The following is a 10619-nucleotide window of genomic DNA, read 5'->3' on the forward strand; positions in this document are numbered from 1 at the left end:
CTTCAGGAATCCGACCACGACGGTGTCGACGGTTTCGAGCTCAAGGCGGCGAATGCCGGCGGGTTCCCTATCGGCAAAGCTGGCTTTCGACACCGTCGCGCCCTGGACCTCCAGCACCTGCGCCAGCATCGCGGCAGCGGCGTCGTCGAGCTCGCCACGCCCCCCGGCGCAAAGCACGGACATATCCGTGCCATCGGGCAGTTCGGTCTCGTCCTCCCCGCCGGGATCGTCATCGTCGCTCGCCTCTGCGGCCACGGACGGCCCCTCCTCCTCGCCTGCCTCCTCCTGCGCGCTGTCGTCGAGATTGGCGACCAGCATCAGGGCACTGGCCGCCACCTGCCGCCTTTGCAAATCGCCCATGACGCCGCGCACACGGTCCTGTTCGCCCAGCAGAAGCGCCGGAATGGCAACCTTGTCATAGAATTCGACCAGATATTTCTCCTCCAGCATCTCCTCGGCATGATCGGTGGCTTCTTCCGGATCGCCGGCCAGCAGCCGCTGGTACAGGCGCGCATGGGGTTCGAGCACGGGCTCGTTGCCGAACAGCACGTCCAGGAATTCAAACTGCGGCACGTGCCTGCCCAGCACCACCAGGCAGACAGTGAGCGGCGTCGACAGGATCAGCCCGAGCGGCCCCCAGAGCCACGTCCAGAAAATCGCCGCGACAATGATCGCCAGCGGCGACAGTCCCGTCCGCGAACCGTAGAGCCAGGGTTCGATGACATTGCCGGTGATCAGTTCCATCACCACGAACAGGGCGGCTGTCCACAGCACGAGCGACCAGCCCGGTGCCACGGCCAGCGCCAGGAACAGCGGCAAAAGCATACCTATGATCGGGCCGATATAGGGAACGAAACGCAGCGCCAGTGCCAGCAGCCCCCACAGCAGCGCATTGGGAATACCGAGGGCCCAGAGCCCGATCGCGATCGGTATGGCGTAGACGATGTTGACGACCAATTGCATCAGGAGATAGCGGCCCACCCGTTTGGCGGCATCCTGAAGCGCCTCGGTGGTGCGGTGGAGGTCGCCGTAGCCGACAAGCCGGATGAAGCGGTCGCGCAGATCCTCCCGCTCGAGCAGCATGAAGATGACGACGACGATGATCAGCCCGGCCGACCCAAGCGGGCTGATCAGCGGCCCGACGACATTCTGCAGGACCTGAAGCGGCCTTTCGTGCGCGACGATCTCGACCGGCACCGGCTCGCGCGGCGGCTTTTCCGGGGCGGCGGCCGGCAGCGAGGGGTCTTGCCTGTCGATCTCCTGGCCGACCCGCTCGACCACCTTGCTCAGTCTGGCAAGGATCCCGCCCCCGGTCTCCTTGAGCGAGCGGATCTTGGTCAGGATGTTGGTCTGGTAGACCGGGATGTTCTGCGCCAGTTCGCTGACCTGCGTGGCGACGATGAAGGAGAACAGGCCAAGCGCCGCGAAGGCGCCGAGCACGCTGGCGATGACGGCGGCAATCCGGGGAATGCCGACCTTTTTTAGCGCTGCGACAAGCGGCGCCAGTGCGAAGGTCAGCAGCAGCGCGATGGCGATCGGCAGGAAAACCTCGCGCCCGAAATACAGTGCCGCCACTGTCGTGACGATGGCCGCCACATTGGGCAAAGAGGTTCGCGGATGGGGCGCGGCCGCTGAAAGGGCGTCCCCCAGCCCATCAGCCGGAGACGCCGTGCCGTTTCGACGATTGGCCACGTGATGCCTCCCTGCCAAATGCCATGATCGGGCATATAGAGCGGACGTGCAACTTTAGCCAACGATGAAATACGCCTCGCTCACAGGCAATGATCCGGCCCGCACCGGCCGCTCCCGAAGGGCTAAATGGAAGTCAGGCTCGCCCGATCGGATCAGCGCGCCGCATGCCTGGCCAGCGCGTGCTCGATCAGCACGTCGATGGTCTGGCTGTAGCCGATGCCTGAGGCGGCAAGCGCCTTGGCATACATCGAGATGTCGGTGAAGCCGGGAATGGTGTTGACCTCGTTGACAAGCAGGCTGCCGTCGGCGCGCAGGAAGAAATCGACGCGCGCCATGGCTTCGCAGCCAAGCGCCTGGAACGCCTGCCGCGCCATATCCCTGGCCTTTTCGGCCACATCGGCCGGGACATCGGCGGGCACCTTGACCAGCGCGCCGTCGGCATCGAGATATTTGGCCTCATAGGTGTAGAAGCCGTGCTTGCCGGCCGGAATGATCTCGCCGGGCAGCGACACCGTCAGCGACCCGTCGGCGCGCTCCAGCACCGAGAACTCGATCTCGCGGCCCTCGACGAATTCCTCGATCAACACTTTGCCGTCGTAGCGGAAAGCCGTGTCGATGGCCTGCTCGAAGCCGTCCCTGTCATTCACCTTGCTGACCCCGAAGGACGAGCCCTGGCGCGCCGGCTTGGCGAAGAAAGGCAGGCCGAGCGTCCCGGCAATCTCCTGGAAGGAATGCTTGCCGTTTCGATGCACGGTGACGGAGCGGGCAACCGCCAGTCCCGCCTCGCGCATCAGCCGCTTGGCGACGTCCTTGTCCATGGCGGCGGCCGAGGCGAGAATGCCGCAGCCGACATAGGCGACATCGGCGACCTCGGCATAGCCCTGCACCGAGCCGTCCTCGCCGAACGGCCCGTGCAGCACCGGGAACACGACGTCGATGGGGGGCAGCTCAGGCTGCGTACCATCCCGCGACACCGCAACCAGCCGGCCCTTGCCTCCGGGCAACAAAGCAACCTCCGGGCCGTCTTCGGAGGCCGGCGCCCCTGCCGCCTCATCGCCGATCGCCGCGGCGCGATCGAGTTGTTGCAGCAGCCACCTGCCGCCTCGCGAAATGGCGATCGGCACGATATCGTAGCGCGTGCGGTCGATCGCCTTCAGCACATTGGCGGCCGAAAGGCGCGACACGTCGTGCTCGGCCGAACGCCCGCCATAGAGGATGGCCACTCTTGTCTTGTCGGTCATCGAAATCCCTCGACTGTCAAAAAATCAAATGGCGACGGCAATGCCGCGATTGGCAAAGAAGCGGTCGAAATCGGCCGGTGACAACACTGCGTCTGCCTGTGTGGCGGGCTCATGGCCGGACGGGTTGTGAAAGCGGAAACCTTCGTCGGATGCCGCGGTGATCAGCACCAGATGGCCGCCCTTCGAGGGCGGCTCTCGCTCGGGCCAGCGGATCGAGCTGCTGACCGACGCGATGAAGAAGCGCGTCCGCTGCATGATCGCCGGAATGTCTGATGTGGCGACATTGGTCATCACCTCGGCGCGCAGGCCGAAGGCTTCCTTCACGAAGCTGACGAAGGGCGCGTAGATCAGCCCCTTGATCGATCCCTCATTGACGACATAGCCGCCATATAAGGTGCAGCGCCTGGCAAGTTCGATCGTCGGCACGATCTCGCCGCGGCTGGCCAGGATCATCTTGAGGCAGGCCATGCCGCAGATGTTGGCGGCCCAGATTGCGTATTCGTCGAGGGTCTCCGCCCCGGATCGCCTCCACAGCGGATCGCGCCTGAGCGCAACATCCGCGCCGTCGGCGAGCACGTCCAGCGTCATGTCAGGCGTTTCCCACTGGCTGAAAAACGGCACGGTTTCAGGCGGCGGGCTCATGCGGTCTCCTCGGTCGGCTGGTTCCATCTCGTATACGAGGATACGAGATGGATGAAAAGCCGTGACATTCAGTGGCGCGACCCAGAAGATGTCATCTTCCGTTTCGGTCAACCATCGCTGACTCCGGGGTTAGCGGAAGCCTCTCCCGCCTTCGTCATCCACAGGCGGAGCAGGAGCGAAGCTCCGTCGCGGAGACCCGAGGATGACGAACGTGGTGAATGCTGCGCGCCGCCTACTCGGCCTTCGCCCAGCCGAAAACCAGCCACGCATATTTCGATTTTTCGTAGGGTTCGACAGTGTAGGTCATCTGCATGTCGCCGTCCTTGGCGTAGATATCCAGCCGGGGCGCCGTATCCAGCTCGAGCCACGCCGAACTCTTGCTGAACGACCAGGTTCCGCACCAGACGCAAGGCCCCGACGTCGGATCCCCGGGCTGGTGAAAATTGTAGCGGCCGTCCGCCGTGATCTCCAGATAATCGAACGCCCCGTAAAACGCGGTCACCGTCTGCTGGAACTCACTGGCGGCCGCTTCCTGTTCCGGTGTCGGCGCATCCTTCATATCGCGCGGCGGCCGGATGGCTCCGCCGTTGAGTTTCCATTTGCCGACAAAATCCTTCTCGGTCGGAAGATATTCCTCCTGGGCCTGCGCCGATGAAATATAAGCAAAAGATGATATACTTGTGAGGCCAACGGCCCCGATTGCAAATAGAAGCGTGGCGGCACAGATCGCCCTTGCTGGGTTTTGCATAAAAAAAATATCTCCACGGGGGTAAGGGGAGTTTTATTGAAAATTTGTGGCGGACGTTGCTTCGGGACCGATTCCCGCCCGCCATTTGCACGGTTAGCATCGGGGCCACCGATCTGGCAACGCAAGGCAGCCTCTCTCCAGCATCGCCCATGCGTCCGCGATCCCGGCCGGCTGAATATCGGCAGCTTAGAAGGTGATCTTCACCGAAGCGGCGCTGCGACGATGCGGGCCGTGATGGACGGCCTCGATGTTGTTGCCGTCCGGATCGAGCAGGAAGGCGGCGTAATAGCCGGGGTGATAGGGCCGTTCGCCCGGCGCGCCATTGTCCGTGCCGCCGGCCGCCAGCCCGGCCTTGTAGAAGCCGTCGACCATGGCGTGGTCCCTTGCCTGGAAAGCCAGGTGATGGCGGCCGGTGAGTTTTCCCTGTGCGGCCCGGCTGTCGGCAGTGGAGACAAACAGCTCGTCGGCCCAGAAAAAGTCGGCGCCGCTACCGCCGATCGGGACATCGAGCGCCTGCAGGACCGCCTCGTAGAAACGCCGGCTGGCCGCGAGGTTTCTGACCACCAGTTGGATGTGGTCGATGAGCCGGCCGCGATGCAATTCCTGGGTTTCCATGAAAACGCCTCCTCGTGTGGGTTCGAATTTAGGTTGGGATAGGGCGTCGTCAATGCGGATACTTCCCAGCAGACAAAGGGCCCACCGGGAGGGGATCCGGCGGGCCTTTGGAAAGCATGTCTAGCCTTCAGGGGTCTGAGGGGGGATCAGACCTGGTAAGAACCTTTGTTGGCCGCGGAGGTTCCACCCGAACAAAAAAATTGCCGATGGCCCGTCCGCGGAATTCAAGCAGTGGAGGCGATTTCTTCGCGAGACCACTCACAGTTTGGAACCTTCCGCTCGCAACCGGGTTTGGTGGCGCGGTGGGAGGAATTGCGATTGGATTGTTTTCAGAGGCTCGAAGCGCTGGTCGACAGCGCCGGTGTCGACGATATCGAGGAAGCAACCGCTCTGCTGCGCCGGTTCAAGGGCAGGTCGCGCGAGGTCGCGGCAGCCATCGACGAATTCATGCTCGATTTCATGACCTTGGTCTTCGTCGTCGAAAACGGCGAAGAAGGTTTCGAAAGGCCGGTCCGCAAGCTCGCTCGCACCAGGCTTTCAAAGCTTGAGCGGCTGGTGACTGTAACGGCGGAGGAAAAGCCGGCTTCCAGCGCCGGCCTATCCCTTCAGGATGGCGGCTAGCCTTGGAATGCCTTCGCTCACCGCGCGCCGGTCGGCGAGCGTGAAGGACAGCCGCAGTGTGTTGCGCCCGGTGCCATCGGCATAAAAGGCGTTGCCCGGCACGAAGGCGACCCGCGCTTCCTTCACCGACCGAGCCAGAAGCTCGGTGGCGTCGGCCCCTTCCGGCAGTGTCACCCAGACGAACATGCCGCCTTCCGGGCGGCTCCAGGTCACGCCTTCGGGCATGTGGGCTTCCAGTGCCGAGAGCAGCCCGTCGCGGCGCTCGCGATAGGCGTCGATGAGTTTTTCCACCTGGCCTTCGAACACGGCTTCGGCGACGCGATGCATCACCACCTGGTTGATCGACGGGCTGTGCAGGTCCGAAGCCTGCTTCATCAGCACCAGCTTCTCGACAATGTGGCGCGGCGCGCACACCCAGCCGACCCGCATGCCCGGCGACAGGATCTTCGAGAACGAGCCGCAATAGAGCGTGCGCGCCTTGTCGATGCCGCCGGACCGGGCACAATCGAGCGCCAGGATCGGCGGCTCGCCCTCGCCGTCATAGCGCAGCGCGCGGTAAGCGGCATCCTCGATGACGGCGATGTCGAGTTCGCCGGCAAGGTCGAGCACCGCCTCGCGCTGCTCACGGTTCAGCGTGTTGCCGGTCGGGTTGGCGAAATCCGGCACCAGATAGGCGAATTTGGCCTTGCCGCCATTGGCGGCCGCCGCCGCGCGATAGGCATCGGGCGTCATGTTGCCGCCGGCCGGGGTCAGCCGGTCGTAGCGCGGCTCATAGGCGTTGAAAGCCTGCAGCGCGCCGAGATAGGTCGGCCACGTCACCAGCGCGGTGTCGCCCGGCGACAGGAACAGCTTGCCGAGATAATCCAGCGCCTGCTGCGAGCCGGAGGTGATGAAGATGTTGGCCTCGTCGCAGGCGACGCCGAGCTTGCCCATCTGCCCGGCGAGCCAGCGCCGCAAAGGCAGATAGCCTTCCGAGACCTGGTACTGCAGCGCCGCGCCCGCCTCGGCGCCACCCAGCACATCGGCATAGGCGTCGCGGATCGCCTCGGCCGGGAACAGCGCCGGATCGGGAATACCGCCGGCAAACGAGATGATGTCCGGCTGGTCGAGCAGCTTCAGCAGCTCGCGGATTTCGGACGCTTTCATGCGCGACGAGCGCGAAGCCAACAGGTTCATAAGGGTCACGGCACGCCTCCCCGACGCTGCAATATAGGTCAACTTGACTGACCTATATCCCCTCTTGGCCGCGAATTGAAGTGTGCCTGAACGGTTTCCCGAATGCGCCAGCACTGGCGCACTGCTCGAACGCCGCGAGCAGTTCCACAAAAGTGTTGCAGCGTTTTCCGACCGCCTAAAGGCTCTTCTTGTAGCCGAGATGGCTGCCGGTGAAGCCGAGGCTTTCGTAAAAACGATGCGCGTCCGCCCGCCCTTTGTCGGTGGTCAGTTGAACGAGGCCGCAGCCGCGCGCGCGGCACGCGTCGATCGCCCATTCGATCATCTGCCTGCCGATGCCGTCCGAGCGCCTGTGGCCGGCGACCCGAACCGCCTCGATCTGGCCGCGCCACGCGCCCTTGCGCGAGAGCCCGGCAAGGAAAGTTACCTGCAAGGTGCCGACCACCTCGCCGCCATCCACGGCCACCGCCAGCAGCTGATTGGGATCGGCGTCGATGGCGTTGAAAGCGTCGACATAACCTTGCGCCAGCGGCAAGGAAGCGTCCTCGCGGCCGGCGCCAAGCGGATCGTCGGCCAGCATGGCCACGATATCAGGCAGGTCGGAGGCCTGCGCACGGCGGAAGGTGATCATGGTGTCGAGATATCGCGAGGCGGCGGCAGCGGCAAGATTTGAATACGTTCCCACTAGGCGCGGGCTAAACTTCGCCCTCATAAACCCGCTGCGCCTGCGTCAGCGCCTCATCGAGCCGCGCGCCCTCGGCATATCCAGCCAGGTTCCGCGGCCGCTCCATGTCAGGCATCAGCCTCGGACACGGCTCGGCGGCGCCGACCACCATCCGCACCGGGATGACGCCGGCCCAAACCGGATGCCCGTAATCCTCCTCGTCGTCGCCGACGCCCTTGGCGCGTACCTTCGCCGATGCCTCTTCAATACGCATGCCGATCACCGTCGTCGCCTTGGCCTCCTGCGCCGAGATCGGCCTCAGGGTCTCGCTCCGGCCGGGATAGAAACGGTCGACGACGCCGGCCAGCGCCTTCAGTTTCTCCTGCGGCTCGTCGACGATTCGCGCCGTGCCGAAACACATCGCCGAGCGGTAGTTGGCCGAATGGTTGAAGCCCGAGCGCGCCAGCACCAGCCCGTCGAGATGCGACACCGTGAGACAGGCCGGCGTGCCGCCGCGCAGATTGCGCAGCATGCGGCTGGCCGACGAGCCGTGCCAGTACAGCATGTCGTCCTCGCGCCAGTGGATGGTCGGCGTGCAATAGGGCTGGCCATCGAACGTATAGGCGACATGGCACAGCAGCCCGGCATCCAGCACCGCGAAGACTGCCGCATGGTCGTAGCTGCCGCGCTCGTGCAGGCGCTTGACGCGGTTGCGGCTGGTGGTCGGAAAACTGGCTGGCGTGTCGTTCACGGCTTGCATCCTTGGTTGTCGTCTGCCAACCATGCGCCATGACATTGGTCGATAAAAGAACCAATCCCATGAAGAAAAACCGGACCAATTTTCCGGATTGGTCGGCGCTGATCCCGGTCCTGCCGGGCGACGGCCCGCGCAGCCGCGAGCTTTATGCGGCGCTCAGGCGGCTGATCGAGACCGGCGCGCTGGCCACCGGGGCGAAACTCCCGACCACCCGGGATCTCGCACAGCGCTTCGGCCTGTCGCGTTCGGCGGCGGTTGCCTGTTTCGAAATGCTGATCTCGGAGGGGTTTGCGGTCGCCAAGGTCGGCGCCGGCACCTTCGTCGCGCCTGATGTGCCGCATCTGCCGCTGACGCTGATCAAGCCGCGTCCAGCGGAGATCGACGTCGCGGCGTCGCTACCTTGCGGCCTTGGCGTTGCGGTCTCCGATCCGCGCACGCTTGATATGTTTCGCATCCTTCTGTCGCGCCACCTCACCCGCCCCGGACCGGAGCATTTCCGCTATGGCGACCCGCGCGGCGGCCTGCCGCTGCGCACGGCAATTGCCACCTATCTCAGGACCGCACGCGGCGTGCGCTGCGACGCCGGCCAGATCGTGCTGACGTCGGGCACGCAGCAGGGGCTCGATCTCCTGGTGCGTGCAGCACTTCGTCCCGGCGATGCCGTCTGGATCGAAAACCCCTGCTATCCCATGGCGCACGCCGTGCTGGCCGGCAGCGGGGCCACGGTTTTTGGCGTACCCGTCGACGCGGAAGGGCTCGATCCCGAGATCGGCGAAAGCCTGTGCTCCAAGGCGCGCGCGGCCTATGTCACGCCCTCGCATCAATATCCGCTCGGCGTGACGATGACGATGCGCCGCCGTCTCGCTTTGCTCGACTGGGCGCGGCGCAACGATGCCTGGATCATCGAGGACGATTACGACAGCGAGTTCCGCTATGCCGGCCCGCCGCTGACCTCGCTGCAGGGCATGGACGGCTCGGGCCGTGTCGCCTATCTCGGCACCTTCTCGAAAATCCTCTTCCCCGGCCTGCGCATCGGCTATGTCGTGGTGCCCGAAGCGCTGCTCGATGCCGTGATGGCGGTCAGGGCGCGCTCCGACCGCTTCCCCTCGACGCTGGCCGAAGGCGCGCTGACCGACCTGTTGAACGAGGGCCATTTCGCCGCGCATCTCAGGCGCGTGCGCCGCCGGGTGCAAGCCGCGCGCGACGTGCTGGTCGCCGGCCTCGAGACGCATTGCGGCGATGCCCTCGAGGTAACCGTGCCCGAACAGGGGCTGCACTTGATGGCGACGCTGAAGCACGCCGGGCCGGACACGGCGATCGTCGAGGCGGCGAAGGCGGCAGGTGTCGGCGCCAGGGCCTTGTCCTCGATGTTCATCGGCGGGGCGTCCCGGCAAGGCCTGGTGCTGGGTTTTTCCGGGTTTTCGGACGAGGAACTGATGGCCGCGACGGTACGACTGGGTGGGGTGATGGGCCGCAGTCCCGGCCGCCAAACTACCTGATCCTGCTCAAACAATCCTAGGGCGAAGCAGGAGCGCAGCTCCGTCTCGGAGGCCTTCGGATGACGAAGTCCTCAATCCCCATCGGCGGGCTGGGCCTTGCCGCACTGCGCCAGCACCTTGCCGATGGCCGCGCTTGAACCCTTCAGCGGAAAGCTGATCTCGCCATATTTGGCTGAACTGACCGACACATCGCCCTTGCCGCGCAACAGGTCGAGCAGCGGATCGGCTTTCGCCAGGTTGACCACGAAGTAGTTGTACATGGCCTCCAGCTGCAGCGCCTTAGTTACCGTCTTGCCGTCGGCCTTGAACGCGAACGAACCGCTGATGCCAGGCTCCAATTGCCGGCCGTTGGCGCCGAGATCGTAGCTCAGCACCGGCGTGTCGAAACAGGTCAGCATCAGATACGCATCGCCTTTCGGCCCGCCGCAGACCGAGGCCGTCAGCACGCTGCCGCCCTCGTCTTCCTCCATCCTGGCGCTCCAGCCGCCGCACGACGCGGCAAACGCCGGTTGCGCGGCCTGCAGGACCGCTACCGCACCGGCGACGACGAGATGTGCAACTCTCATGGCTCCCCCAACTGCCTTCAGGGCATTTGCAGCGCCCGTCGCAAGCATATAGGAAAAAGCGATCCGATGGCATTGCCCCTTGCGGCAGCCGGTCCTGTTTCGCGGAGAGTTGGATTGAGAGCCTGCATTCGCCTGTGTCTGTCCTTTGCCGCCCTGCTGGCCTTGCCGCTCACCGCTCATGCCGAGTGGAAGCCGGTCGAGAAGATCGAGCCCTACGCGATCTCGGGCCAGTCCGGCGCCGAACTCTACCGCTCGATCGGCGAGAAAGGGCCAAAGCTCGGCATTGCCCGCGCCATCGCCTACACCAATTTCAAGCTGACCTGGGGGCTAAGGGATTACAAGCCCAGCGGCAAGGACTGCGTGCTGACGGCCGGGCGGCCGAAGCTGATCGTCACCTACAC

At 64.7% G+C, this 10619-nt stretch carries 12 protein-coding genes; 3 read left to right on the plus strand and 9 right to left on the minus strand.

The features are described from left to right. From EN994_RS05745 to EN994_RS05765, 5 genes are all read right to left on the minus strand, one after another. A partial coding sequence (locus EN994_RS05745) for an AI-2E family transporter (RefSeq protein ID WP_164745820.1) occupies window positions 1-1692 on the minus strand: 1692 nt, incomplete at its 3' end. A 152-nt stretch (window positions 1693-1844) separates the two neighbouring features. Beyond that, window positions 1845-2933 carry a D-alanine--D-alanine ligase family protein gene (locus tag EN994_RS05750; protein ID WP_063168569.1) on the minus strand — a complete coding sequence of 363 codons (1089 nt, stop codon included), beginning with the start codon at window positions 2931-2933 and terminating at the stop codon, window positions 1845-1847. A 24-nt stretch (window positions 2934-2957) separates the two neighbouring features. Continuing rightward, window positions 2958-3575: a C39 family peptidase gene (locus EN994_RS05755; protein ID WP_024501618.1), complete on the minus strand. Its 618-nt coding sequence runs from the start codon at window positions 3573-3575 to the stop codon at window positions 2958-2960. Between the two features lie 232 nt (window positions 3576-3807). Then, window positions 3808-4323, minus strand: a complete 516-nt coding sequence (locus EN994_RS05760; protein WP_013530757.1) for a hypothetical protein — start codon at window positions 4321-4323, stop codon at window positions 3808-3810. Between the two features lie 186 nt (window positions 4324-4509). Then, window positions 4510-4938 carry a VOC family protein gene (locus tag EN994_RS05765; RefSeq protein WP_013530756.1) on the minus strand — a complete coding sequence of 143 codons (429 nt, stop codon included), beginning with the start codon at window positions 4936-4938 and terminating at the stop codon, window positions 4510-4512. A 318-nt stretch (window positions 4939-5256) separates the two neighbouring features. Here EN994_RS05765 and EN994_RS05770 point away from each other — a divergent pair, with 318 nt between their 5' ends. Next, window positions 5257-5559, plus strand: a complete 303-nt coding sequence (locus EN994_RS05770) for a hypothetical protein (protein ID WP_224621166.1) — start codon at window positions 5257-5259, stop codon at window positions 5557-5559. Here the strand turns inward: EN994_RS05770 and EN994_RS05775 are convergent. The 3 genes from EN994_RS05775 to EN994_RS05785 all read right to left on the minus strand — a co-directional run bounded on the left by EN994_RS05775 (window position 5536) and on the right by EN994_RS05785 (window position 8180). Continuing rightward, entirely contained in the window at window positions 5536-6735 is a 1200-nt protein-coding gene (locus EN994_RS05775) for a PLP-dependent aminotransferase family protein (RefSeq protein WP_032807972.1), read from the minus strand. The two genes, EN994_RS05770 and EN994_RS05775, sit on opposite strands and share 24 nt — an antisense overlap. 175 nt (window positions 6736-6910) lie before the next feature. Continuing rightward, the gene (locus tag EN994_RS05780) at window positions 6911-7363 is read right to left on the minus strand and encodes a GNAT family N-acetyltransferase (protein WP_063170279.1); all 453 of its coding nucleotides are present in this window, start codon (window positions 7361-7363) and stop codon (window positions 6911-6913) included. 64 nt (window positions 7364-7427) lie between these two features. Beyond that, window positions 7428-8180 (minus strand): pyridoxamine 5'-phosphate oxidase family protein, encoded by a 753-nt coding sequence (locus EN994_RS05785; RefSeq protein WP_063168570.1) that lies wholly within the window; start codon window positions 8178-8180, stop codon window positions 7428-7430. A gap of 35 nt (window positions 8181-8215) precedes the next feature. Here EN994_RS05785 and EN994_RS05790 point away from each other — a divergent pair, with 35 nt between their 5' ends. Further along, on the plus strand, window positions 8216-9652 hold the full coding sequence (locus EN994_RS05790; RefSeq protein WP_082826687.1) for a PLP-dependent aminotransferase family protein: 1437 nt from the start codon (window positions 8216-8218) through the stop codon (window positions 9650-9652). Between the two features lie 71 nt (window positions 9653-9723). Here EN994_RS05790 and EN994_RS05795 read toward each other — a convergent pair whose 3' ends face one another. Further along, window positions 9724-10218: a hypothetical protein gene (locus EN994_RS05795; protein WP_224621167.1), complete on the minus strand. Its 495-nt coding sequence runs from the start codon at window positions 10216-10218 to the stop codon at window positions 9724-9726. Between the two features lie 114 nt (window positions 10219-10332). Between EN994_RS05795 and EN994_RS05800 the strand changes: the two genes are divergently transcribed. After that, window positions 10333-10619: DUF922 domain-containing protein (locus EN994_RS05800; RefSeq protein ID WP_127274420.1), on the plus strand; the 287-nt coding region annotated here is incomplete at its 3' end.

This window comes from Mesorhizobium sp. M7A.F.Ca.CA.002.09.1.1 (genome assembly GCF_003998555.1).
GTDB classification, from domain to species: Bacteria; Pseudomonadota; Alphaproteobacteria; order Rhizobiales; family Rhizobiaceae; genus Mesorhizobium; species Mesorhizobium ciceri.

Coding starts and splice junctions, on each gene's coding strand:
- EN994_RS05790 (WP_082826687.1), top strand. CDS start 8,216: ATGAAGAAAAACCGGACCAATTTTCCGGATTGGTCGGCGCTGATCCCG.
- EN994_RS05780 (WP_063170279.1), bottom strand. CDS start 7,363: ATGATCACCTTCCGCCGTGCGCAGGCCTCCGACCTGCCTGATATCGTG.
- EN994_RS05795 (WP_224621167.1), bottom strand. CDS start 10,218: ATGAGAGTTGCACATCTCGTCGTCGCCGGTGCGGTAGCGGTCCTGCAG.
- EN994_RS05750 (WP_063168569.1), bottom strand. CDS start 2,933: ATGACCGACAAGACAAGAGTGGCCATCCTCTATGGCGGGCGTTCGGCC.
- EN994_RS05755 (WP_024501618.1), bottom strand. CDS start 3,575: ATGAGCCCGCCGCCTGAAACCGTGCCGTTTTTCAGCCAGTGGGAAACG.
- EN994_RS05760 (WP_013530757.1), bottom strand. CDS start 4,323: ATGCAAAACCCAGCAAGGGCGATCTGTGCCGCCACGCTTCTATTTGCA.
- EN994_RS05785 (WP_063168570.1), bottom strand. CDS start 8,180: ATGGTTGGCAGACGACAACCAAGGATGCAAGCCGTGAACGACACGCCA.
- EN994_RS05775 (WP_032807972.1), bottom strand. CDS start 6,735: ATGAACCTGTTGGCTTCGCGCTCGTCGCGCATGAAAGCGTCCGAAATC.
- EN994_RS05765 (WP_013530756.1), bottom strand. CDS start 4,938: ATGGAAACCCAGGAATTGCATCGCGGCCGGCTCATCGACCACATCCAA.